The organism is Luteimonas sp. S4-F44, assembly GCF_022637415.1.
Lineage (GTDB): Bacteria > Pseudomonadota > Gammaproteobacteria > Xanthomonadales > Xanthomonadaceae > Luteimonas.
The window spans coordinates 3,258,560-3,281,474 of the sequence record NZ_CP093340.1 but is presented as its reverse complement, the minus strand read 5'-3'; the positions used below and the strand labels follow the sequence as shown (position 1 = coordinate 3,281,474).

At 70.7% G+C, this 22,915-nt stretch carries 18 protein-coding genes; 9 read left to right on the top strand and 9 right to left on the bottom strand.

From position 1 onward, the window contains the following. Positions 1-75 precede the first annotated feature (75 nt). Positions 76-3,621, top strand: a complete 3,546-nt coding sequence (locus MNO14_RS14750) for an autotransporter domain-containing protein (RefSeq protein WP_241944442.1) — start codon at positions 76-78, stop codon at positions 3,619-3,621. Between the two features lie 257 nt (positions 3,622-3,878). On the opposite strand, the gene MNO14_RS14745 is transcribed toward MNO14_RS14750, so the two are convergent. From MNO14_RS14745 to MNO14_RS14735, 3 genes are all read right to left on the bottom strand, one after another. Then, positions 3,879-4,574, bottom strand: coding sequence for an HAD-IB family hydrolase (locus MNO14_RS14745; protein WP_241944441.1), 696 nt, complete (start codon positions 4,572-4,574; stop codon positions 3,879-3,881). A gap of 89 nt (positions 4,575-4,663) precedes the next feature. After that, the gene (locus tag MNO14_RS14740; protein ID WP_241944440.1) at positions 4,664-6,376 is read right to left on the bottom strand and encodes a M28 family metallopeptidase; all 1,713 of its coding nucleotides are present in this window, start codon (positions 6,374-6,376) and stop codon (positions 4,664-4,666) included. Positions 6,377-6,447: 71 nt separating this feature from the next. After that, positions 6,448-7,188, bottom strand: a complete 741-nt coding sequence (locus tag MNO14_RS14735) for a hypothetical protein (protein ID WP_241944439.1) — start codon at positions 7,186-7,188, stop codon at positions 6,448-6,450. A 104-nt stretch (positions 7,189-7,292) separates the two neighbouring features. Between MNO14_RS14735 and gpmI the strand changes: the two genes are divergently transcribed. Further along, positions 7,293-8,843: a 2,3-bisphosphoglycerate-independent phosphoglycerate mutase gene (gene gpmI, locus MNO14_RS14730; protein ID WP_241944438.1), complete on the top strand. Its 1,551-nt coding sequence runs from the start codon at positions 7,293-7,295 to the stop codon at positions 8,841-8,843. Positions 8,844-8,845: 2 nt separating this feature from the next. After that, the gene (locus MNO14_RS14725; protein WP_241944437.1) at positions 8,846-10,111 is read left to right on the top strand and encodes a peptidoglycan DD-metalloendopeptidase family protein; all 1,266 of its coding nucleotides are present in this window, start codon (positions 8,846-8,848) and stop codon (positions 10,109-10,111) included. Positions 10,112-10,300: 189 nt separating this feature from the next. Here MNO14_RS14725 and MNO14_RS14720 read toward each other — a convergent pair whose 3' ends face one another. Both MNO14_RS14720 and rpsU read right to left on the bottom strand, forming a co-directional pair. Then, positions 10,301-10,744, bottom strand: coding sequence for a GatB/YqeY domain-containing protein (locus MNO14_RS14720; RefSeq protein WP_241944436.1), 444 nt, complete (start codon positions 10,742-10,744; stop codon positions 10,301-10,303). 165 nt (positions 10,745-10,909) lie between these two features. Continuing rightward, the gene (gene rpsU / locus MNO14_RS14715) at positions 10,910-11,125 is read right to left on the bottom strand and encodes a 30S ribosomal protein S21 (RefSeq protein WP_047138278.1); all 216 of its coding nucleotides are present in this window, start codon (positions 11,123-11,125) and stop codon (positions 10,910-10,912) included. 188 nt (positions 11,126-11,313) lie between these two features. Between rpsU and tsaD the strand changes: the two genes are divergently transcribed. The 4 genes from tsaD (at position 11,314) to folK (ending at position 14,740) form a co-directional block, all read left to right on the top strand. Next, entirely contained in the window at positions 11,314-12,351 is a 1,038-nt protein-coding gene (tsaD, locus tag MNO14_RS14710; RefSeq protein WP_241944435.1) for a tRNA (adenosine(37)-N6)-threonylcarbamoyltransferase complex transferase subunit TsaD, read from the top strand. Positions 12,352-12,472: 121 nt separating this feature from the next. Beyond that, a complete protein-coding gene (gene folB, locus MNO14_RS14705; RefSeq protein WP_241944434.1) occupies positions 12,473-12,829 on the top strand; it encodes a dihydroneopterin aldolase in 357 nt (118 codons plus the stop codon). Positions 12,830-12,885: 56 nt separating this feature from the next. Then, the gene (locus tag MNO14_RS14700) at positions 12,886-14,190 is read left to right on the top strand and encodes a mechanosensitive ion channel family protein (RefSeq protein WP_241944433.1); all 1,305 of its coding nucleotides are present in this window, start codon (positions 12,886-12,888) and stop codon (positions 14,188-14,190) included. 49 nt (positions 14,191-14,239) lie between these two features. Beyond that, complete coding sequence (gene folK, locus MNO14_RS14695; RefSeq protein ID WP_241944432.1) at positions 14,240-14,740, top strand: 2-amino-4-hydroxy-6-hydroxymethyldihydropteridine diphosphokinase; 501 nt, start codon at positions 14,240-14,242, stop codon at positions 14,738-14,740. Positions 14,741-14,822: 82 nt separating this feature from the next. Here the strand turns inward: folK and MNO14_RS14690 are convergent, their stop codons facing one another. Together MNO14_RS14690 and MNO14_RS14685 are read right to left on the bottom strand one after the other, a co-directional pair. Continuing rightward, on the bottom strand, positions 14,823-15,155 hold the full coding sequence (locus MNO14_RS14690) for a diguanylate cyclase (RefSeq protein WP_241944431.1): 333 nt from the start codon (positions 15,153-15,155) through the stop codon (positions 14,823-14,825). 33 nt (positions 15,156-15,188) lie between these two features. Beyond that, the gene (locus MNO14_RS14685; protein ID WP_241944430.1) at positions 15,189-15,923 is read right to left on the bottom strand and encodes a pteridine reductase; all 735 of its coding nucleotides are present in this window, start codon (positions 15,921-15,923) and stop codon (positions 15,189-15,191) included. A gap of 68 nt (positions 15,924-15,991) precedes the next feature. On the opposite strand from MNO14_RS14685, the gene MNO14_RS14680 reads away from it, so the two are divergent. Continuing rightward, positions 15,992-17,173: an SAM-dependent methyltransferase gene (locus MNO14_RS14680; protein ID WP_241944429.1), complete on the top strand. Its 1,182-nt coding sequence runs from the start codon at positions 15,992-15,994 to the stop codon at positions 17,171-17,173. Further along, complete coding sequence (locus tag MNO14_RS14675) at positions 17,170-17,589, top strand: VanZ family protein (RefSeq protein WP_241944428.1); 420 nt, start codon at positions 17,170-17,172, stop codon at positions 17,587-17,589. The genes MNO14_RS14680 and MNO14_RS14675 overlap by 4 nt, the downstream gene beginning before the upstream one ends. 24 nt (positions 17,590-17,613) lie before the next feature. Here MNO14_RS14675 and MNO14_RS14670 read toward each other — a convergent pair whose 3' ends face one another. Next, complete coding sequence (locus MNO14_RS14670) at positions 17,614-19,959, bottom strand: family 20 glycosylhydrolase (protein WP_241944427.1); 2,346 nt, start codon at positions 19,957-19,959, stop codon at positions 17,614-17,616. 124 nt (positions 19,960-20,083) lie between these two features. Next, entirely contained in the window at positions 20,084-22,792 is a 2,709-nt protein-coding gene (locus MNO14_RS14665; RefSeq protein ID WP_241944426.1) for a TonB-dependent receptor, read from the bottom strand. Positions 22,793-22,915 lie beyond the last annotated feature (123 nt).

The following is a 22,915-nucleotide window of genomic DNA, read 5'->3' as shown; positions in this document are numbered from 1 at the left end:
CTCCGCTGGTCTGGTCCGTCCGATCGCATGGACGCGACCTCCATCGGTGCGAAGCAAGCGAAGTCAGGAGCCGTCATGAACAGGATCTACCGTCTCGTATTCAACCACGAACTCGGCGTGGTGCAGGTCGCGCCCGAGTGCGCCCGCATGCACCGGGGAGGCGCACGACGCGCGGGGCGCCCGGTGCGCATCGCGGGGACCGGCGTCGGGCTGCTGTCCGCGGCGCTGCTGGCCGGGCCGCTGGCGGCGCAGACCCGCGTGGACTACGTGGAGGACACCGTCGTCGATGCACCGGTCGAGTGGCTGGACCGCGACGTGCGGATCGGCGGCGACGGAGACGTCGACGTCCGCGTGGTCGGCGACGGCTGGCTGCGTGCGACGGTCGCCCCGGGCACGCCGCAGCTGTACTGGCGCGGCCGGATCGATGTCGGCGGCGTGTTCGGCAGCGGCACGGCACGTCTGATTGTCTCCGGGCCCGATGCCGGCATCGAGGCCTTCAACGCCATCAGCGTCGGCCTCGCCGGGACCAGCGGGCAGGGGACCCACGGCGTGCTGCGCATCGAGGACGGCGCCCAGGCCTCCACGATCACCCCCGACCGTCGACGTGGCCTGTTCCAGGTCGGGCTGAACGGCGAGGCCACGGTGACCGGTGCCGGCTCGCGGCTGCAGACCGGTGAGTTCGCGATGGGCGTGGTCATGGGACATGGCGGCGGGCGCATGCAGGTGCTCGATGGCGGCTTGCTCGAAAGCGACACCGCCAACCTGTGGGGCAACGCCCCGGCCGACCGCCTGCCGACGGTCCGGGTCGCCGGGTCCGGCTCGCGCTGGACCAACGCCGGCCACCTGGATCTGGGCGGCGCCGTCGAGGTCGAGGAGGGCGGCGTGGTCGAGACCGGCTCGATCGAGATCGCTGGCAGCTTCGACACCCCGCACCGGGTCGGCCTGCATATCGCAGGCGAGGGGTCCCGGTTCGAGAGCGCCGCCGGCATCCTGGTCCGCGAGGGCTCGGTGACCATCGCCGACGGCGCCACGGTCTCCGCCCCCGACGGCATCGTGCTGGTCGGCCACACCGCGCCGGCCCGCCCTCTGGCGTCGTTCCTCAACATCGGCGGCGGCATCGAGCGTGTCGGCACCAACGACGTGCCGATCCCGGGCGCCGCCATGGCTGCCGGCCGGCTCGATCTGCAGACCGCGGTCCGCTTCCAGGCCAACGCCGGCGGCAACGCACAGATCAACTTCAACCATACCGACGCTGCCTACACCTTCGGCAACGCCATCGTCGGGGTCGGCGCGATCAACAGCTTCGCCGGCACCACGATCTTGACCGGCGACCTGTCCGCCTTCGCGCCGATCGCCGCGGGATCGACCGGGCGGGTCGGCGTCCGCGTCGCGGGCGGCAGCACCCTGGTCCTGCGCGGCGACGTCAACACCAGCGACGCCAACGACGACGCGGTGTACGGGCCGGAGGTCTCCTCGTACCTGATCGAGGACGGCACGCTGGTCGTTGGCGGGCACACCGGCCGCAACCATGCCGCGCTCGGGTTCGGGTCGAGCTACTCCAGCCGCGTCGAGGTGCAGGCGGGCTGGCTGGCCGGTGACGGGACCGTCGGCACGACGCGGGTCCGCACCGGCGCCGGCATCTCGCCTGGCGACGCCGGCAGTCCGTTCGGCACGCTGGACGTGATCGGCCGGCTGCTTTTCGACGACGGGGCGGTGTACGCGGTGGACATCGCCGGCGACGGGCGCAGCGACCGGATCGTGGTCACGGCCGACGACCCGCTGGGTTCGCCGCTGCCGGGCCTGCCCGGTGGTGCCGTGATCGGCGCGGGCGTCGACGTGCGGGTGACCGCGCTGGATCCGGCGACCAGTTACCAGGACGGGCAGCGTTACACGATCCTCAGCACGGACGCGGCGATCGAAGGCAGCTTCGCCCGTGCTCTGACCGAATCGGCATTTCTCGACGTCGCGCTCGAGCATCTGCCGCGCGAGGTCGGACTGCGCATCGGCATCCGGAGCGAGGGGCCGGCCGATCTGGTCGTCGAGGCCGGCCAGACCCACACCGGGACCGCGCCGGTCGGCGGTGTGCGGGTGCTCGCCGGCGGCACGCTGGCGCCCGGCGGGCGTGGCGCATTCGGCACGCTGGCCGCTGGCGGGGACCTGCTGTTCGCGAATGGCGCGATCTATGCGGTGGACATCGCCGGCGACGGCGGCAGCGACCGGCTGACGGTCGCGGGCAAGGCGACGCTGGAAGGCGGCACGGTCGAGGTGACCGCGCTGGATCCGGCGACGAGCTACCAGAACGGGCAGCGCTACACGATCCTGGACGCGGCCGGCGGCGTGGACGGCCGGTTCGGCACGTCGGCCTCGCAATCGGCGTTCCTGACCACGACGCTGGACTACGCCACGGCGGGGCAGGTCGGGTTGTCGATCGCATTGCTCGACGACGCGGGCCCCGAGCCGGAACCCGAGCCCGAGCCCGAACCTGAGCCCGGTCCCGGTCCCGGTCCCGGTCCGGTCGGACCGAATCCGCCACCGCAGGTGTTCCAACGCGTGGCACAGACGGCCAACCAGTACGCCACCGCGATCGCGCTCAACGGCCTGCCGCAGCAGGGTCAGGCGCTGGCGTTGTACAACACGCTGCTGTTGTTCGATGCCGACGGCGCGCGCCAGGCGTTCGGCCACCTGTCGGGCGAAGCCTATGCCGGCCTGCGCGGGCAATTGCTCGAGGATCGCTTCCTGCAGTCGGGCATCGGTCAGCGGCTCGAAGGCAGGCTGGCGGGGACGCGCGAGGCCGGCGCCACCGTGTGGACCGGCGGCCGCGGACTGTCGCAACGCACCGATGGTGACGGCAACGCGTCGGAGGTGCGCACGACCCGGCAAGGACTGCAGGCCGGCGTGGACTGGAGCGCCGAACGCTGGCTGGTCGGCGTCGCCGGCGGCCACGACGCACAGCGGATGCGGATGCCGGCGCTGGCGTCGCATGCCGATGTCGACGGCAACCACGTCGGCGTGTATGCGGCCACCGACATCGGGCCGGCGTCACTGTCGGGCGGGGTCACCTACGCCGACTACCGCGTGAAGATGCGGCGCGAGGGCGCGATCGGACCGCGCATGGGGCAGTCGGTGGAATCGCGCTACGACGCCAGCGCGACCGCCGCGTTCCTGCAGGCCGGCTGGGCCGTGTCGCTGGGGCGGCTCGCGCTGACGCCGTCGCTGACGCTGGCCTACCGGCGCCTGGACACTGATGCGGCGATCGAGACAGGGGATGCGACCGCGTTGCGCATCGCCGAGCGCAAGGACGAGCACGCGTCCGCCACGTTGGGCGTGCGCCTGCGTCGCCCGCTGTCAGTGGGCGCGGCTGACAACGCGACGCTGTTCGGCGGCATCGCCTGGCAGCACGCGGACGGCGATCTGGCGCCGACCGGACGGCATGCGTTCGTCGTCGGCGGCGATGCGTTCGCCATTGATGGCGCGCCACTGGCCCGCAACAGCGGACTGGTCGATGTCGGCGTGGCGGTGAGCACCGCGCCCAATGCGCGCCTGTCCATCGCCGCGCAGGGACAGCGCGGTGGCGGCACGTCTGCCTTCGGCGCGCAGCTCAACTGGGCATGGCGGTTCTGAGCACGTCGCCGGATGCTCCCCGGGCACACAGGCACCCGGGGAGCGCTGCGCGCGAGGCGTGGCGTCGCGTCCTCAGTCCGGCGCCGTGTCGTCGCTCGGCATGAGCACCAGCGATGCGCACTCGCGGGCCGCGCAACCGAAATGCCGGGTCGCGAGGCCATCGCTCCAGGACGCGATGCCGCCGCCGTTGATCGTGAAGCGCCAGATCTGCCTTGCTGCGCAGAGAGGCCCGCCGTGGATCCTGCACTCCGGTCGGTCTACGTCGTCGTCGCCCAGGGCGCTCCGCGCCAGATTACATGATCGGCGATGCGCAGCAGCGCGAGGTCCTCGTCGGTGTCGCCGTAGGCGTAGACCTGCGCGAATGCCTCACGCGGATACGCGGCATGCACTCGCTTGGCTTTTTCGTCGCCAGCGCACTGCGCGCCCGCATAGCGGCCGGTGAGCCGGCCGTCGACCTGCTCGAGTGTCGAGCACAGCAGGGCCACGCCCTGGGCTGCGCACCAGGGCGCGAGCATGAGGTCGAGATTGCCCGAGACCACGACCACGGTGTCGCCGCGCGCGCGGTGCCAGTCGATCCGTGCCTGCATCCGCGGGCGCACCAGCGCGGGCAATCGCGTGGCCGCCAGCATCGCGCCGGCCGCGGCGACATGCGCGGCTGGCAATCCGGAGAAGGCGTAGCGCACGAGTGCCGCGCGTGTGCGGATGCCCGACAGCAGGCCCAGGCGGTAGGCGATCACGATCGGCGCCAACAGCACGCGCCCGACGATCCGCCGCCAACGCGGCGTCGCGGCGACGAGCAGGTCGGGAAAGGTCTCGCGGGTGGTGATCGTGCCGTCGAAGTCGAACAGCGCGAGATCGGGCAGGGCTGCGACAGGGCCGACGGGATCGGGCGTGTCCGCGAGCCGGATTCGGGATGAGGGCAGGTCGGCCTGCGGGCCGGTGGGTGCGGGCATCGGGCGGTCCTCGCCAACACGAAGGGCGGCGTCGCCGCCGCCCTTCGCAAGGTGCCGCAATTGCCGGCCTGTCCGGCCGGCCTCCACAGTTACGGCGTACCGGCCTGGCTGCGCGCCGCGTCGCGTGCGGCCTTGAACGGATTGCCGTCGTACCAGTTCGGCCAGCGGTCGCCGTCGGCGAGCGTGCGGCCGACGCCGTACAGCGCCTCGAGATCCTGCACGACCCCGTCCAGGTTCCAGTCGGGGTTGTACTCGTCGCCGGGCTGGTGATAGCGCGTGGCGTAGTCGTCGCTGGCCGCCTTGCCGGCGGCGGTGCCGCCCTCGACCAGGTCGTTGCCGCCCTTGGCGTAGAGCGCGGGCACGCCGGCCTTGGCGAAGTTGAAGTGGTCGGAACGGAAGTAGTAACCGCCGGCCGGGTTGCCTTCCTCGACCAGCGTGCGGTTCTGCTGGCCGGCGTAGGTCTGCAGGATGTCCTCCAGTTCCGAGCTGCCCTTGCCGGTGACCACGAAATCGCGCGAGGGGCCGGCGACGCTCATCGCGTCGAGGTTGATCACGCCGACCGTCTGCGCCAGGTCGATGCTCGGCTGGGCGACGTAGTACTTGCTGCCCAGCAGGCCCGATTCCTCGAGCGTGACCGCCAGAAACACCAGCGAGCGCTTCGGCTTGGGCTCGGCGGTGGCGAACTTCTCGGCGATCTCGATGATGCCGGCTACGCCGGTGGCGTTGTCGATCGCACCGTTGTAGATCGTGTCCTCGCCGTTATCGGACTGCCCGCCCTCATGCTTGCCCAAGTGGTCCCAGTGGGCGAGGTAGAGGATCGCCTCGTCCGGCGCTTCGGTGCCAGGCAGGATGCCCACGACGTTGCGCGAGCTCTTCTCGGCCACCGTACTCTTGAGGTCGAACGAGACCTTGGCATTGAGGGGCACCGGCTTGAAACCACGCTGGTTGGCGGCCTGGATCTGCGCGTCGAGGTCGAGGCCGGCATCGGCGAACAGGGCGCGGGCGACGTCGCCGGTGATCCAGCCCTGCGCGGGCAGGCGCGGTTCGGGATCGTCCTGCGGGCGCAGATCGAACTGCGCGCCCGACCACGAGTTCTTGACCACGTCCCAGCCATACGACGCACCGGCGGTGTCGTGCACGATCAGTGCGGCGGCCGCGCCCTTGCGTGCGGCTTCCTCGAACTTGTAGGTCCAGCGACCGTAATAGGTCATGCGCTCGCCCTCGAACAGCGACGCATCCTGGGCGTGAAAGCCCGGGTCGTTGACCAGGATGACGACGGTCTTGCCCTTGACGTCGAGCCCGGCGTAGTCGTTCCAGTTCTGCTCGGGCGCGTCGACGCCGTAGCCGACGAACACGAGTTCGCTGTCGGCGACTTCGATCTGCGGCTTGCCGGTGCGGGTGCCCAGCACCATGTCGCGGCCGAAGGCCAGGTCGCGTGCGCCTTTGGCGGTGGTGAGCTTGAGGACGGTCGACTCGTCGGCCGTGGTCTCGACCATCGGCACGGTCTGGTACCAGCTGTCGTTGTCGCCGCCCGGCTGCAGGCCGATGCGCTGGAACTGCGCGCTGATGTACTCGACCGTGCGGTCTTCGCCGACGGTGCCCGGCGCCCGGCCCTCGAACTCGTCGGAGGCCAGCGTCTTGACCAATTCGCCGAAGTCCGCGCTGGTGATCTCGGGCGAGAACGTGTGCGCGGCATCGGGCGCGGGGGACGTCGCTGCGGTATCGGCCGCTTTGTCCTGGGCGCCGCATGCCGCGAGTATGAGCGCGGCCGGCAGGGCCAGCATCAAGTGGGGTCTGCGCATCCGGTGATCACTCCTGCAAGCTGGGACGCCGCACTATACGGTCGTTCAGCTGCCGATGCGCGCCGGCGCGTTCAGTCCCTGGGAGCCTGCGCGCCGTCGTAGGCGATCGCGGTGGCGCCGCTGACAGGGCCGGTGCGCGCGCTGTTGTGCACGTACAGCGTGACCTCGCGCTTGAACGTCAGCGGGCCTTCGATCACCGCATTGGGGCCGATGATCACCCGCGGACTGCGGCGGTTGATCGTCACTGGAAACCAGTTCGAGGACGGCTTGTCGACCGTCAGGCCGCCGCGCACCTTCGAGGCGGCGCCGATGGTGACATCGCCATTGACCGTCCTCACGTCGCCGGTCACCTCGGTGCCGACCAGTCCGATCGCGCCGTTGACCGTGACCACGTTGCCGTCGACCCGTCCGCCGCGATCGACGAATACGCCGCCGCTGACGCTCTCGATATTGCCGGCGATCTGCGCCTCCTGTCCCAGCCGGACGCCGCCGTTGACTGTGGTCAGGCTGCCGGTGCGTGCCCGCGCGCCCAGGGTGATGCCGCCATTGACCGTCTCCACGGTGCCGGCCTGGATGTCGTCGTCGCCGCGGATGCCGCCGTTGACGGTCTCCACGTCCTTGGCGCGCGCGCCCTCGCCGATGCGGATCCCGCCGTTGACCGTCGACAGGTTGCCGTAGGCCTGGCCGGCCTCGGCAGTGATCCCGCCGTTGACCTTCGAGACGTCGGCCTGGGCGCAGGCGGCGCCGGCAGTCAGGGCGAGGGCGAACGCGAGCAAGGCGCGGGCGGGGCGGTGCGGACGGGCAGCGGACATGGTGAACCTCAAGGAAAGGCGGAGCGGGCGGAGCCCGCCGTCGACCGTAGCTTGCCGCCGTGTCGGTACAATCGCATCTGTCTTTGGTCACTGGGCCGTTCGTCGTGCCACACGCCACTCCCGCCTCCCGTCCGCGCCCCGTCGTCCTGTTGATCCTCGACGGCTGGGGGCACCGCGAAGACCCGCGCGACAACGCGCTCGCGCTCGCCGACATTCCGACCTGGCGCGGCCTGCTCGCCGCGCATCCGAGCACGCTGATCCATACCGAGGGTCGCCACGTCGGCCTGCCCGACGGGCAGATGGGCAACTCGGAAGTCGGCCACATGAACATCGGCGCCGGCCGGGTCGTCTACCAGGATCTGACCCGCATCGATGCCGCGATCGAAGACGGCAGCTTCTTCGCCAACGTCGAGCTGGGCGCGGCCTGCGACGGGGTGCGCGCCAACGGCGGCACGCTGCACGTGATGGGGCTGCTCTCGCCTGGCGGGGTGCACAGCCACGAGGCGCACCTGTTCGCGATGCTCGAACTGGCGCATCGCCGCGGCGTGGCGCGCGTGGCCGTGCACGCGTTCACCGATGGACGCGACATGCCGCCGCGTTCGGCCGAGCCGAGTCTGCGCGCGCTGCACGACCGCTGCGCGGCGCTGGGTAACGCGCACGTGGCCAGCGTGTCGGGCCGCTATTACGCAATGGATCGCGACCAACGCTGGGAGCGCGTGCGCCAGGCCTGGGACGCGATCGTCGAGGCGGCCTCGCCGTACCGCGCGCCCGACGCAGTCGCGGCCTTGCAGGCCGCCTATGCGCGCGACGAGAACGACGAGTTCGTGCGTCCCACCGTCATCGACGGCGCAGTGCCGATGGCCGACGGCGATGCCGTGGTGTTCATGAACTTCCGCGCCGACCGCGCCCGCCAGCTCACCGCGGCGTTCGTCGATCCGGCCTTCGCCGGTTTCGAGGCGCGGCGTCCGGCGTTGTCGCGCTTCGTCTGTCTGACCGAGTACGACGCGCGGCTGCCCGCGCCGCTGGCCTTCGCGCCCGACGACCTGCCCAACACGCTGGGTGAAGTGCTTGGCGCCCAAGGGCTGACCCAGCTGCGCATTGCCGAGACTGAGAAGTACGCGCACGTCACCTTCTTTTTCAGCGGCGGCCGCGAGGCGCCGTTCCCCGGCGAGGATCGCATCCTGGTGCCCAGTCCCAAGGTCGCGACCTATGACCTGCAGCCGGAGATGAGCGCACCCGAGGTCTGCGCGCAACTGGTGAAGGCGGTGCGCGACGAGCGCTTCGACGTGGTGATCTGCAACTTCGCCAACCCCGACATGGTCGGGCACACCGGCGTGCTCGAGGCGGCGATCAAAGCGGTCGAGACCGTCGACCGTGCGGTCGGCGAGATCGTCGAAATCGTGCGTGCGAAGGGTGGCGAACTGCTGGTCACTGCCGACCACGGCAACGTCGAGATGATGCGCGACCCCGAGACCGGCGAGCCGCACACCGCACACACGGTCGGCCCGGTCGATCTGGTCTACGTCGGCAGCCGGCCCGGCCCGCTGCGCCGGGGTGGCGCGCTGCGCGACCTGGCGCCGACGATCCTCGACCTGCTCGGCCTGCCGGTGCCGGTCGAGATGACCGGCCGCAGCCTGCTGCCGGCCGACGGCTGAGCATGACCGGCAGGGCGACCGCGACCGGCACCGCGCTGCTGCTGACGGCGCTGCTGGCCGCGGCGCTGCCGGTGCTCGAGGTCGCGGCCCAGAACAGCCGCGAGACCGAACGCCGCCTGGAGCGGGTGCGCAAGGAACTGCGCGAGGTCGCCGCCGAGCGCCGTCGCCTCGAAGGCCAGCGCGGCGCCGCCGCGCGCGAGCTGCGCCAGGCTGACGAACAGGTCGCCGCCTCGACCACCGCGCTGCGCGAGACCCGGATCAAGCTCGCGGCCGAACAGGCCGAGCTCGAGCGCCTGCAGGCGCGCCGCCAGACCCTCATTGCCACCGTCGAGCAGCGCCGGGCCGAGTTGGCGACCTTGCTGCGCGCGGCCTACACCATCGGCGACGAGGCCGCGCTCAAGCTGATGCTGGCGCAGGACCGGGTCGCCGACGCCGGCCGCCTGCTGGTCTACCACCGCTACCTGCAGCAGCAGCGCAGCGAGCGCATCGCCGAACTGCGTGCCGAAATGACCGAGCTCGACGGCATGGAAGCGGCGATCCAGGACCGCCGCGCCGCGCTCGAGGCCGCGCATGCCGAGCAGCGCGCCCGGCTGGCGCAGGTCGAGGCCGATCGCAGCAAGCGCGCCGACGCGGTCAAGGGCCTGGATGCGAAGTTCAACGACCGCAGCGCCCGCGAAAAGGCCCTGGGCCAGGATGCGCGCTCGCTGGAGCGGGTGCTGGCGCAGCTGCGCGCGGCCGCACGCCGGGCCGAGGCCCAGCGGCGCGCGGCGGCCGCCGCGGCGCGCGAGCGCGAGGCGCGGGACGCCCGCGAAGCCCGTCAGAGCGGCAGCGGCACCCGTGCGCCGTCCCGTCCGCGGCCGCAAGTCGCCCGCGCCCCGGCGCCACAGGTCGGTGGCCTGGGCTGGCCGATCAGCGGTGCCCTGCTGACCGCCTTCGGCGGCAGGCTGCCCGACGGCAGCAGCAGCAACGGCGTGCTGATCGGCGCGGCCGCGGGCACCCCCGTCAAGGCCGTCGCCGATGGCACGGTGGTGTTCGCCGAATGGATGACCGGCTACGGCATGCTGCTGATCGTCGACCACGGCAACGGCTACATGAGCCTGTATGCGCACAACGACGCCTTGCTGCGCAAGACCGGCGATGCGGTGAAACGCGGCGACACCATCGCCAGCGTCGGCAACTCCGGCGGCCAGGGCCGCAGCGGCCTGTACTTCGAATTGCGCCAGAACGGCAAGCCGGTCAATCCGACGACCTGGCTGCAGCGCCGCTGACGTGCGCGAGGCGGTCGGTCGCGATCGGCCGCCCCCACTCCAGCCCTTCACCGCGCAGGCGGGGGAGGGAGCAGAGCGCATCGTCGCGACGCGAAAGCACGACGGATCACCTCCCCCACGTGTGGGGGAGGTCGACGCGCACAGCGCGTCGGGTGGGGGCGGGGCCGTTGGCGGCCCGCCGATCGGCCTTTAGCCCAGCGACTGCTTGACCAGGCGCGAGACCTCGCCCATGTCGGCCTTGCCGGCCAACTGCGGCTTGAGCACGCCCATCAGCTTGCCGATGTCGGCCGGGCTGCTGGCGCCGGTCTGGGCCTTCGCCGCCTCGATCGCGGCCACGATTTCGGCCTCGCCGAGCTTCTCGGGCAGGTAGCGCTCGATGACCGTGATCTCGTCGCGCTCGATCTGGGCCAGGTCCTCGCGTCCGGCGCCCGCGTACTGGGTCACCGAATCCTTGCGCTGCTTGACCATCTTCTCCAGCACGGCGAGCACCGCGGCGTCGTCGAGTTCGATGCGCTCGTCGACTTCGCGCTGCTTGATCGCGGCATTGACCAGGCGGATCACGCCCAGGCTGTGCTTGTCGCCGCCCTTCATCGCGGCCTTCATGTCTTCGATCAGTTGCTGTTTGAGGGTCATGGCGGTTTCCGGTGACGAACGGGCAGGGCGACCCTGCGACGGGGGGCGGCACCTGCCGCGCGGGCAGGTGCGGGAACGGGGACGACAAAAAGCCGGCAGCGCATGCGCGCGGCCGGCTCTTGCGTCAGGACACGATCACGTCAGGCGCTGCCCGACGCGGGTCGATCAGTACAGGCGCTGGCGCTTGGTGACGTCGCGCGAGACGCGACGGGCTTGACGCTTCACGGCGGCAGCGGCCTTGCGCTTGCGCTCCTGGGTCGGCTTCTCGTAGAACTCGCGCTTGCGGGTTTCGGCGAGCACGCCGGCCTTCTCGCAGGTGCGCTTGAAACGGCGCAGCGCAAACTCGAAGGGCTCGTTTTCGCGGACTTTGACGCTAGGCATGGAATCTCCGGGGATCTGGGCACCCGACCGTCGAGGGCCGGATCGAATCTGACGAATTCGGGTCTGCCGAGGGTCTGCTCCCGGCGAGCCGCGTATCATAGCGAGGACCCGGCGGCTGACGCAAGCCGCCCGGACGGGCGCTGTGATGCGCCCGCATCCCCGTCCGTTTCCCGGCAGTCCTGCGCACCATGAACGTCCTCGGCATCGAAACCTCCTGCGACGAAACCGGCGTCGCCGTCTACGACACCGCCCTGGGCGGCGCCGCAGGGCTGCGCGCGCATGCGGTCTACAGCCAGATCGCGCTGCATGCGCAGTACGGCGGTGTCGTGCCGGAGCTGGCCAGTCGCGACCACGTGCGCAAGCTGTTGCCGCTGATCCGCCAGACCCTGGCCGAGGCCGGGCTCAAGGTCGAGGCGCTCGACGGCGTCGCCTACACCGCCGGCCCTGGCCTGGTGGGCGCGCTGTTGGTCGGCGCGGGCGTCGCCCGCGCGCTGGCCTGGGCGCTCGACGTGCCGGCGATCGGCGTGCACCACATGGAAGGCCATTTGCTGGCGCCGCTGATGGAGGACGACGCGCCGGCGCCGCCGTTCGTCGCGCTGCTGGTCTCGGGCGGGCATACGCAACTGGTCGCGGTCGATGCGATCGGCGCCTACCGGTTGCTCGGCGAGACCCTGGACGACGCCGCGGGCGAGGCCTTCGACAAGACCGCCAAGCTGATGGGCCTGCCGTATCCCGGCGGCCCGCAGTTGGCCGCGCTGGCGCAGACCGGCACGCCCGGCGCATTCCGCTTCTCGCGGCCGATGACCGACCGGCCCGGCCTGGACTTCAGCTTCAGCGGCCTGAAGACCCAGGTGCTGTTGGCCTGGCAGAACAGCGACCGCAGCGAGTCGACCCGCGCCGACATCGCGCGCGGCTTCGAGGACGCGGTCGTTGACACGTTGGCGATCAAATGCGCGCGCGCGCTCGACGCGACCGGGTGCACCACGCTCGTTGTCGCCGGCGGCGTCGGCGCGAACCTGCGCCTGCGCGACAAGTTGCAGGCCGATGCCACGCGCCGCGGCGGTCGGGTGTGCTTCCCGCGCCCGGCGCTGTGTACCGACAACGGCGCGATGATCGCCTTCGCCGGCGCCCTGCGTTTGCAGGCCGGCCAGCACGGCGACGCGGCGGTGCGCGTGGTGCCGAGGTGGGACATGGCGCAGCTGCCGCCGGTGCGCCGTGCTTCGTGATGGTGGTGCGAAACGTCCGATGACCGCGAGCGTCGCGCCCCAGCGACCAGACACTCGCTAAGCTGTCGCCCGCTGTTGTGCTTGCCTCATCACCCTGCCACGGATCATCCCTCCCGACCCTATGGACAAAGTCTTCATCGAAGGCCTCGAGATCGAGGCGCTGATCGGCATCTACGACTGGGAGCGGCGCATCCGCCAACCGCTGGTGTTCGATGTCGAGATGGCGTTCGACAACCGCGTGCCCGCGGCGAGCGACGATATCGCGCGCACGCTCGACTACAAGGCCGTCAGCAAGCGGCTGATCGACTATGTCGGTGCGTCGGAATTCGGCCTGGTCGAAACCCTGGCCGAGCGCTGCGCAGCGCTCGTGATCGATGAGTTCAATGTCGGTTGGGTACGATTGAAGCTCAGCAAGCCGGGTGCGGTGCGTGGTGCACGCGCGGTCGGCGTGATCATCGAACGCAGTCGCCAGGGCTGATCCGCGGGTCCTGGCGCCGCCGCGGAGACGCGGCCGCTACAGGAGAATCCCGCACGATGCAGCCCCATCTCGAACGACTCAGCGACCTGCTGGCGCCCTATCCCTGGGCCTACAGCGCCACCGTGCTGGCCGCCCTGTGCCTGCTGGCATGGCTGGCGAACTTCATCACCAAGCGCATCCTGCTGCGCGGCCTGGGCACCGTCCTGCGGCGCACCTCGCTCGGCGGCGCGCAGCACGACCGCCAAGTGCGCCTGCGCGTGATCCCGCGACTGGCCAACATCGTGCCGGCGCTGGTGATTTCGGCCGGCATCACGGTGGTGCCCGACCTGCCGCCGCAACTGGTGCTGATCGTCGAGCGGCTGTGCCAGATCTTCGTCGTGGTGACGATCGCGCTGGCCGTCTCGCGCGCGCTCGACGTGGTCAACCACAACTACGAGCGCCGCCCCGACGCGCACAACAAGCCGATCAAGGGCTATCTGCAGGTGGCCAAGATCGTGATGTTCGTGCTGGTGGGCATCTCGGTGATCGCCACGCTGATCGGTGCGAAGTTCCTGCACATCGTCACCGGCCTGGGCGCGATGACCGCGGTGCTGATGCTGATCTTCCAGGACACCATCCTGTCGCTGGTGGCCAGCGTGCAGATCAGCAACGACGGCCGTGTGCGCATCGGCGACTGGATCGAGATGCCCAGCCAGAATGCTGATGGCGACGTCATCGACATCGCGCTGCACACCATCACCGTGCGCAACTTCGACCGCACCGTGACCACGGTGCCGACCAAGCAGTTGGTCAGCGATGCGTTCAAGAACTGGCGACCGATGTCGGAGGGCGGTGGACGCCGGATCAAGCGCGCGCTGTATCTCGACCAGCGCAGCGTGCGGTTTTTGGCGGCCGACGAGATCGCGCGCTTCCGCCGTTTCGTGCTGCTCGACGCCTATCTCGACCGCAAGGACCAGGAGCTGTCGGACTGGAACACCGCGCTGGCCGCGCGCGGCGCCGAGCCGGTGAACCATCGCCGGGTCACCAACCTGGGTACCTTCCGCGCCTACGTCGAGCACTACCTGCGCCATCATGCCGGCATCAACCAGGATCTGACGCTGCTGGTACGCCAGCTCCAGCCCACCGAGACCGGACTGCCGCTGGAGATCTACTGCTTTACCGCCGACACCAACTGGACGGTCTACGAGGGTATCCAGGCTGACATCTTCGACCATCTGCTGGCGATCCTGCCCGAGTTCGACCTGCGGGTGTTCCAGGCCCGCAGCGACGCGCCGATGGACGTGCGCCTGCAAGGCGGGCCGAGGGCAATCGAGGGCCCGGCCGAGGCGGCGCCGGCGCTGGAGGAGACGCGCCCCCGCTGACCAGAAGCGGGCGATGCGCGATCATGGCGCTCCCCACAGGAGCGCCACCATGGCCATCGCCTGCCTGAGCCTCGGCAGCAACCTCGATCCCGAACGGCACCTGCGCGCCGCAGTGGACGCGCTGCGCGCCCGCTTTCCCGCGCTCGTCGTCTCGCAGGCCTACCGCTTTCCGGCGGTGGGCTACGACGGCGCCGATTTCCTCAATGCCGCCGCGACCATCGAGACCGACCTGCCGCCCGACGCCCTCAACGTCTGGCTGCACGCGCTCGAGGACGCGCACGGGCGCGATCGCAGTGGTCCGCGCTACAGCGACCGCACGCTGGACATCGACATCGTGCTCTACGACGACCGGGTGCTGACCGGCGCCGGGAACCTGCGCATCCCGCGCGACGAACTGCGCCATGCTTTTGTGCTCAAGCCGCTGGCCGAGATCGCGCCCGACCTGCGCCACCCGGTCGATGGCCGCACGCTCGCGCAGCTGTGGGCCGCCCATCCCGACCACGACACGACGTTCGCGCGCATCGACGCGCTGGCCGCCTGCCGCGTCTGAAGGTGTGTCGCGCGGCGGAAGCCGTTGCGCGGCCGCCGCGCCGTGGCCGGGTCAGAGCGACGCGAGCCGCGGGTGCCTGCGTTCAACGCGCCAACTGCACGCGGTCGCGGCTGGCCGGCTTGGCCTCGTACAGCGCGTGGTCGGCCCGTTGCAACAGGGTGTCGGCATCTTCGCCGGCCTGGTGGGCAGCTACGCCGATGCTGACCGGCGGGCGCAATGCGTCGAAGTCGGCCAGTGCGGTGCAAAAGCGCGTGCGGATCCGCTCCGCCACCCGCAGCGTGATCGCGGCATCGGTGCCTGGCAGGGCGACGGCGAAGCGGTCAAGAACAGGCGCGGTGACGATCGCCGTTGCGGTCGCGAGCCGCCGGCCCAAGCGGGTGGCCTCGCCCAGCCAAGACTGGCCGAGCGGATGCACCGTGCGCCGACAATGCACGCGGGACGGGCCGGGTCACAGCATGCGACCGCCGTCGACGTGGAGCACCTCGCCGGTACTGAAGCCGGCGCCGCGCAGCAGCCAGCCGACCGCCTCGGCGATGTCCTCGACCCGCCCCTGCCGGCGCAGCGGGGTCGCCTCGAGGATGCGCGCGCGCAACTCGGGATCGCCGCCGTCCTCCGGCCACAGGATCGCCCCCGGCGCGACTGCGTTGACCCGCACTTGCGGCGCCAGCGCGACCGCCAGGCCACGGGTCAGCCCGAGCAGCGCCGCCTTCGACGCCGCGTAGGCGACCAGGTCGGCGCGCGGGCGTTCGGCGTAGAGGTCGACGATGTTGACGATCGCACCGTCGGCGCGGCGCAGGTGCGGGGCGGCGGCGCGTGCGAGCAGGAACGGCGCGCGGGCATTGACCGCCATCAGCGCATCGAATGCGGCCGCGTCGCTGTCCTCCAGCGGCGCCGGCGTGAAGATCGCGGCGTTGTTGACCAGGGCATCGAGCCGCCCGAAGCGGGCCATCGTCGCAGCGACGAGCGCGGCTGGGGCGTCGGCATCGGCCAGATCGGCCTGGACCACGGCGGCGCTGCCCGGGCGCTCGGCGTCGAGCGTGGCCGCCAGCGCGTCGGCATCGGCGCGCGAAGCATTGCAATGCAGCGCGACGTCGTGGCCGTGCGCATGCAGATGGCGGGCGATCGCGGCGCCGAGGCGGCGCGCGGCGCCGGTGATCAGCACGACGGGGCGTGGGGTGTCCATGCGGGCTCCTGACAGCCCGCGTGCAGCAGGCTCGGTATGCTGTGCATTGTGACCGCCAAGCCCCATCCATGTCCGCTCCCCCCATCTCCGAAGAAGCCCTCGCCCACAGCGAACGCCTGCGCGCGGCGATTCGTGCGCTGATCGCCGACGCCGGCGGCGCGATTCCGTTCTGGAAGTTCATGGAGCTGGCGCTGTATGCGCCGGGCCTGGGCTACTACAGCGCCGGCGCGACGAAGTTCGGCGCTGCCGGCGACTTCGTCACCGCGCCCGAGCTCGGCAGTCTGTTCGCCGAATGCATCGCCGAGGCGATTGCGCCGGTGCTGCGCGAGATCGGCGGCGACGCCCAACTGCTGGAGGTCGGCGGTGGCAGCGGCGCGTTCGCCGCCGATGCGCTCGTGCACCTGGCCGCGCTCGATGCAGTGCCGGCCCGCTACGCGATCCTCGAGCCCAGCGCGGACCTGCGCGAGCGCCAGCGCACGCATCTGGCCGCGCGGCTGCCGGCCGCGCTGTTCGCGCGCGTGCATTGGCTCGACGGCCCGATGCCCGACGACTGGAGCGGCGTGCTGTTCGCCAACGAGGTCGTCGATGCGCTGCCCACGCCGCGGTTCGCAGTGCAGGGTGGGGAGATCCACGAGGAGTACGTCATCGTCGCCGACGATGGCGGCTTTGCGACCGCGCTGCGCCCGGCCGATGCGCTGCTGGCGCCGGCGGTGCGGCACATCGAGCGCCAGCGCGGCGCGCCGCTGCCCGAGGGCTACCGCTCCGAACTGCTGCCGCAACTGCCCTACTGGGTACAGGCGGTGGCCGGCGGCCTGCGACGCGGCGCGATGCTGTTCGTCGACTACGGCTACCCGCGCAGTGAGTACTACCGCGACGACCGCAGCGACGGCACCCTGCGCGCTTTCCACCGTCACCGGGTGTCGCCGGATGTGCTCGCGCTGCCGGGCCTTCAGGACCTGACCGCTTCGGTCGACTTCACCGCGCTGGCCGAGGCGGGCACCGGGGCCGGATTCGAATTCGCCGGTTACTGCACCCAGGCCTCGTTGCTGCTGGGCAATCGCCTGGATGCGCGCCTGGCCGCGCACGAAGCCCAGGCCGCCGACGAAGTCGCTCGCTACGCCCTGCGCCAGCAGGTCAAGAAGCTGACGTTGCCCGGCGGCATGGGCGAGGCGTTCCAGGCGATCGGCTTTGCCCGCGACGTCGACTTCGAACACGCCTTCCTGGTCGGCGATCTGAGCCACCGGCTGTGAGTCACGCCACGGGGCCGTGCGCGCGCCGCAGCGCACTTAAGCCGCTGCGCCGGCCGTGGCTGTGGTGCGGGCTGTGGATCGCGGCGATCGCGACTGTCGTCGTGCTGTCGCTGGTGCCATCGGTGCCGATGCCCGATGTGCCCGATGGCGACAAGCTCGGGCATTTTCTGGCCTACGCGGCGCTGGCGGCGGCCGCAGTCCAGCTCTACGCGCGCTGGCCCTCGCTGCTCGGCGCCGGCCTGGGTCTGGTGCTGCTGGGGATCGGACTGGAATTCGCGCAAGGCGCGCTGACCCAGACCCGCATGCAGGACCCGGCCGACGCGCTTGCCAACACGCTGGGTGTGATCGCGGGCCTGGCGACCCGGCTCACGCCACTGCGCGACCTGCTGCTGCGCATCGACGGCCGGCGCCCGTAGTCCGGGCACCGGCCGCGTGCTGCGTCAGCGCGGCTGCAGTGTCACTGCGTCGACGACCCACGTCGTCGGCCGCGTATCGCCGGTGAAGCGCAGGCACAGGTCGGTGGCGCGCCGCGAGGCCAGTGCGCGGGTGTCGAGCGGGACGTCGAGAGTCAGGAAGCCGTCGGCATCGGGCGCCGCCGGCAGCGGCACCGTCGCCAGCACCGGGCCGTCGCAGCCCTCGCCCTGGACCTGCAGCTCGCCATGCGCGGTGCGTGCCGGCAGGAACGTGCGGTGCGGCTCGTCGTGGGCGAGCTGGAACGCATAGGGCATGCGCCCGGCGCGCACCGTCATTCGGTCGATGTCGCCCAGGTCCGCCGCTGGCCACAGCCAGCAGGGGTGGAAGATCGTCACGTTGAAGATCGCGCGCTCGCCGGTCAGCGGACCGTCGTCCTCGAGCCGCAGCAGCAGGCGCCCGACATCGGGGCAGACCGCCAGCTCGGCGTTGTGGCGGGTCAACAGCGAGGTCGCATCGACGGCGTGGGTCGTGGCCGGGGCCAGCGGCGTGCCGTCGGCGGCGAACGCGGCCGCACGCAGCTGCACCGGCAGGCGCAGATCGAGTGGCGCGACATAGCGCGGCGAGCCGGCATCCGGACTGCTGCCGTCGAGGGTGTAGCGGATCGGGTACCCCAACGGATTGCGTAAGGTCACCCGCGCAGTGCCGTCGCGGCGGTCGCCGTCGATCGTCGCCAGCGCCTGGAACGGCGTCTGCGCGTAGGCGATGTCCAGCGCGCGGTAGCGCCGCAGCTGCACCGGCAGGCGTGCCAGGAAATCGGCGTAGTCGCGCGCCTCCACGGGCGACCAAGCGGTTTCGGCGAGCGCTGCCATGCGCGGGAACAAGTTGTGCTGCAGGCGCGCGAAGCTGCGGGTGTGCTCGGTCCACATGTTCGCCTGCACGCCGAGGATGTGATGGCGCTGCGCCTCCGGCAGCGCGGAGGGCACCGGCTCAAACCGGTAGACCTGCTCGAGCGTGACCATCGACGGGCGGCCCGGTGGCTCGTCAGGGGCGTCGGTCTGCAGGTAGTCCAGGTACAGGTCTGAGGACGGGCTCATCACCACGTCGTGGCCGAGCGCGGCGGCCGCGAGGCCGCCCTCGATCCCGCGCCACGACATCACCGTCGCCTCCGGCGGTAGGCCGCCCTCAAGGATCTCGTCCCAGCCGATCAGGCGACGGCCGTGCGTGGACAGGAAACGCTCCATGCGACCGATGAAATGGCTCTGCAGCTGCGCCTCGTCGCGCACACCGAGTTCGCGCATGCGCTGCTGCACCCGTGGTGAGGCCTCCCATTGGTCCTTGACCGCCTCGTCGCCGCCGACGTGCACGTAGCGGCCCGGGAACAGCTCGACCACCTCGGCCAGCACATTTTCCAGAAACGTGAAAGTAGATTCTTCGACGTTGAACAGCGTGCGGTTGACGCCCCATTCGGCGAGCACCGGCACCGGGGTGTCGAGCACACCGAGCTCGGGGTAAGCCGCGACCGCAGCCTGTGCATGGCCCGGACCGTTGATCTCCGGCACGACCTCGATATGAAGCGCGGAGGCGTAGGCGACGACGTCGCGGATCTGGTCCTGGGTGTAGTAGCCGCAATAAGGCACCGGCTCGCCGGTGGCCGGATCGACGCCGCCGTCGCCGGCCGGGATGCGGCAGCCGCCGACTTCGGCCAGGCGCGGGTAGCGCTTGATCTCGATGCGCCAGCCCTGGTCGTCGGTCAGGTGCCAATGGAAGACATTGAGCTTGTGCATCGCCATCGCATCGAGCACGCGCTTGATCTCATCGACGCTCTGGAAATGCCGCGCCGAATCGAGCATGAGCCCGCGCCAGCCGAAGCGCGGGGCATCGTCGATGCGCAGCGCCGGCAGGGTCATCGTCTCGCCCTGGGCCTGCGCGACCAATTGCCACAGCGTCGTCGCGCCGTGGAACAGGCCGCGTGCATCGGCGGCGCGTACCACGATGCCGTCCGGCGCGATCTCCAGCGCATAGCCTTCGGGCGCCTCGGGCGAGACCGCCGGATCGAGCACGAAAGAGATCGCACCAGGCGCCGGGCCGCCGCCCGTGGGCGTGGCCAGGTGCAGAGCGTTGGATTCGGCGGCCAGCGCGGCAAACCGGCGCGCCGCCTGCTGCGCGGCCTCGCCGTCGGCGTGCAGCGGTGTGGTCGCGTTGAGATCGAAACCGCCGTCGCCGGTGACAAGGCGAGCCGGCGCGGGAATCAGGGCCGGGGCCGCGACCACCTCATGCGGCCGTTGCGGGCGGGGCGCGCAGGCCGCCAGCAGGGCGGCGGCGGCCAGGCCGAGCGCGACGGCGGGCAGGCGCGGGATCAAGCGAAATGGCATGCGCGGTATTCCATGAGAAATGCGCGGCGCCGGACGAATGCGACGCCGCCGGTGCGGACCGGAGGCCCGCAGGCGATGCGGGCGCGCCGTGCCCGGTGGACCCGGACGCGGCGCGCCTGCGCGCTCAGAACTTGAAGCGGAAGTTGAGGTAGTACTGCCGGCCGTTGGAGTAGAACGCGTACGGCAGGTAACCGGCGGTGGTTTGCGTGTAGTACTTGTGGTCGGGGTTGTTGAGGTTGAGGCCTTCGAGCGTGACGGTGAGCCAGTCGCTGGCCTTGAAGCCGAGCGAGGCCGACAGCGTGCCGAAGTCGTCCTGGTAGAACGCGTCGGTGCGGCTGACCCCGGCGTAGAACGCATCGCGGAAGGTGTAGCTGACGCGGGCGTTGAAGCGCTCGTTCTCGAAGTAACCCGACAGGTTGTAGGTGTTTTCGGACGTGCCGTTGAGCGGGCGGCCGCCCTCGGCATAGCCGTCGGCGTAGGTGTAGTTGGCCGCGACGCCGAAATGCTCGCCAATCGGCTGCTCGTACGTCAGCTCCACGCCCTTGACCTTGCCGTTGCTGTTGATCGGCATCGAGACCAGGTAGTCGGCGTACACGTCCCGGCCGGCCTCGACGCTTGCGGCCTGGTCCTTGTACTGGATCGTGGTGGTGCCGAAGTTGACGTAGTCGTCCAGATCCATCCGGAACAGGCTGGCGGCGAGCAGCGCGCGCGGCGCGAAGTACCACTCCAGCGACAGATCGAGGTTGGTCGAGACGATCGGCGACAGGTACGGATTGCCGCCGCTGCCGGTGTGAGTCAGGTCGTCGAGCGCCAGTGTGCCCGACAGCGCCGAGAAGTCCGGACGGGTCATCGTGCGCGAAGCCGCGAAGCGCGCGACCACATCGTCGGTGATGTCGAGCTTGAGGTTCAGGCTCGGCAGCAGCTTGCTGTAGTTGTTCTCGTCGCGCACCGGCAGGTAGGCACCGAAGTCGGAGCCGGTGATCGCGCCGGGGACATCGTCGGGCGAGGCCACCGACTGGTTGTAGCTCACGTCGGTATCGGTCTTGACGTAGCGCAGGCCGATGTTGCCGCTCCAGCGATCGCCTTCGAAGTTGGCCTGCACGTACGCGGCGCGCACGCGTTCCTTGACGCCGTAGACACCGGAGAAGTCGAAACGGCCCACCGGATCGCGGTTGGCGAAGTTGGCGTTGAGCTCGGCCAGCTGTTGGGGCGTGTAGTACCAGATGCCGCCGGGCACGCCGCCGCCGATGCCGTTACCGAAGTCGCCGGGGAAGTGGCCGCCCGGCGTTGGGTAGGCGTCGAAGTTCTGCCAGTCACTGGCCCAGTTCGGGCCCTGGCCGATCTGTCGGTCGTTGCGGCGTTCGTGTTCGGCGTGGCGCACACCGAAGTCCAGCGACGACAGCACGCGGCCGACGTAGAGCTCACCGTCGGCAGAGAACCAGTCCTCGTCATCGCGTACGTCGATCGCCTGGCTGCCGAAGATCCAGCCGAACTGCGGCAGGTGCGTGCCGGTGGTGTTGTCGCCGCCCAGCGACCAGTCGATCGGGTGGCCCAGGCCATGCATCTGCCAGCTGGCGCCGGCGTTGCCGGCCACGCCGGTCTCGATCACGTCCTGGGTCGGGCTCTGGCCGCGGCCGCGGGTGGTACCGGCCTGGACCTTGATGCCCAGCGCATCGCTGGCCTGCCAGTCGGCGTCGAGCGCGATGTACTTCGATTCGGAGCCCGCGCCGGGGCGCGAGATCATGTCGTAGACGCCGTAGGGCGTGACCGTGTCGCTGGTCACCGGCGCGTAGGTGGCCTGGGTCAGTACGCCGTTGCGCACCACGTAGCCCGGCTCGGGCGCCTGGCCGTTGACGAACTGGCTGCCCCACATCATGAAATTGCGGTTGAAGTTGTCGGCTTCGAGCTTGGAGTAGAAGGCGTTGAGGCCGAGGGTGAGGGTGTCGGAGGCCTTGACCTCGATGTCGACCACACCGCCCTTGCGCTCGCGCTCCTGCTCGAACAGCACTGCGCCGAGCAGGTTGGGATAGAGCACGCCTGCAAGGTCCGGGTTGGTCGCCGCGACCGCGGAATCGGCGCCGATGACGCCGTAGCCGCCCACGACCTCCTGGCCGTCGCGGCGCAGGTGGCGCTTCTGGTGGAAGCCCTGGACCATCACACCGACGTTGCCGGCATCGTTCTTCCAGTTGAACAGCGCGCTGATCTGCGGATCGGTCTCGCCCGGCAGGTCGGCGTGGACCGCGCCCACCGACAATTCGGCGGTGAACGGCTGCGGGAACTGCAGCGGGCTGCGGGTGACGATGTTGACCGAGCCGGCGGTGCCGCCCTCGACCAGCTTGGCCTGCGCAGTCTTGTAGACCACAACCTGGTCCACGATCTCGGCCGGCAGCAGCGAGTAGCTGACGCTGCGGCCGACGTTCGCGGTCTGGCTGAGCACGAACCAGTCGCCGGTCCCGATGGTGTGGCCGTTGACCAGGGTCTGGGTCAGGCTGGGATTGGTGCCGCGCAGGCTCACCCGGTCGGCTTCGTCGAAGCCGCCCTCGCTGGCGCTCGAAGAGCTGATGTTGACGCCGGGCAGACGTTGCAGCGCGTCGGCGACGTTCTTGGCCGGCAGCTTGCCGATGTCTTCGGCCGACACTGCCTCGACATGCGACTGCGCCTCGCGCTTGGTGTCGAGCGACTTCTCCAGGCTGCCGCGGATGCCGGTCACCACGACCCGGTCCAGATCGGTGGCCGCGTCCGACGTGGGGGCCGTCTGTTGTGCCTGGGCCTGCGCGGCGACGCACAGCCCCAGCGTGATCGCGGCCGAAAGCACTGATTTACGGGTGTTCATGGTGGTCCCCATCGCTGATGTGAGTGGCGCCGCGGCGGCCGTCGTGCCGTCGCGTGCGTACCTGTACCGGCGTACCCCACTGCCTGGCCGCACCGCGCGCGCCCCAAGGGCGCGTCGCGACAC

Bases quoted from the DNA above. Each gene is read 5' to 3' on its own strand.
- MNO14_RS14750 (WP_241944442.1), top strand. From the start codon at position 76: ATGAACAGGATCTACCGTCTCGTATTCAACCACGAACTCGGCGTGGTG.
- MNO14_RS14745 (WP_241944441.1), bottom strand. From the start codon at position 4,574: ATGCCCGCACCCACCGGCCCGCAGGCCGACCTGCCCTCATCCCGAATC.
- MNO14_RS14740 (WP_241944440.1), bottom strand. From the start codon at position 6,376: ATGCGCAGACCCCACTTGATGCTGGCCCTGCCGGCCGCGCTCATACTC.
- MNO14_RS14735 (WP_241944439.1), bottom strand. From the start codon at position 7,188: ATGTCCGCTGCCCGTCCGCACCGCCCCGCCCGCGCCTTGCTCGCGTTC.
- MNO14_RS14725 (WP_241944437.1), top strand. From the start codon at position 8,846: ATGACCGGCAGGGCGACCGCGACCGGCACCGCGCTGCTGCTGACGGCG.
- MNO14_RS14720 (WP_241944436.1), bottom strand. From the start codon at position 10,744: ATGACCCTCAAACAGCAACTGATCGAAGACATGAAGGCCGCGATGAAG.
- rpsU (WP_047138278.1), bottom strand. From the start codon at position 11,125: ATGCCTAGCGTCAAAGTCCGCGAAAACGAGCCCTTCGAGTTTGCGCTG.
- tsaD (WP_241944435.1), top strand. From the start codon at position 11,314: ATGAACGTCCTCGGCATCGAAACCTCCTGCGACGAAACCGGCGTCGCC.
- folB (WP_241944434.1), top strand. From the start codon at position 12,473: ATGGACAAAGTCTTCATCGAAGGCCTCGAGATCGAGGCGCTGATCGGC.
- MNO14_RS14700 (WP_241944433.1), top strand. From the start codon at position 12,886: ATGCAGCCCCATCTCGAACGACTCAGCGACCTGCTGGCGCCCTATCCC.
- folK (WP_241944432.1), top strand. From the start codon at position 14,240: ATGGCCATCGCCTGCCTGAGCCTCGGCAGCAACCTCGATCCCGAACGG.
- MNO14_RS14685 (WP_241944430.1), bottom strand. From the start codon at position 15,923: ATGGACACCCCACGCCCCGTCGTGCTGATCACCGGCGCCGCGCGCCGC.
- MNO14_RS14680 (WP_241944429.1), top strand. From the start codon at position 15,992: ATGTCCGCTCCCCCCATCTCCGAAGAAGCCCTCGCCCACAGCGAACGC.
- MNO14_RS14670 (WP_241944427.1), bottom strand. From the start codon at position 19,959: ATGCCATTTCGCTTGATCCCGCGCCTGCCCGCCGTCGCGCTCGGCCTG.
- MNO14_RS14665 (WP_241944426.1), bottom strand. From the start codon at position 22,792: ATGAACACCCGTAAATCAGTGCTTTCGGCCGCGATCACGCTGGGGCTG.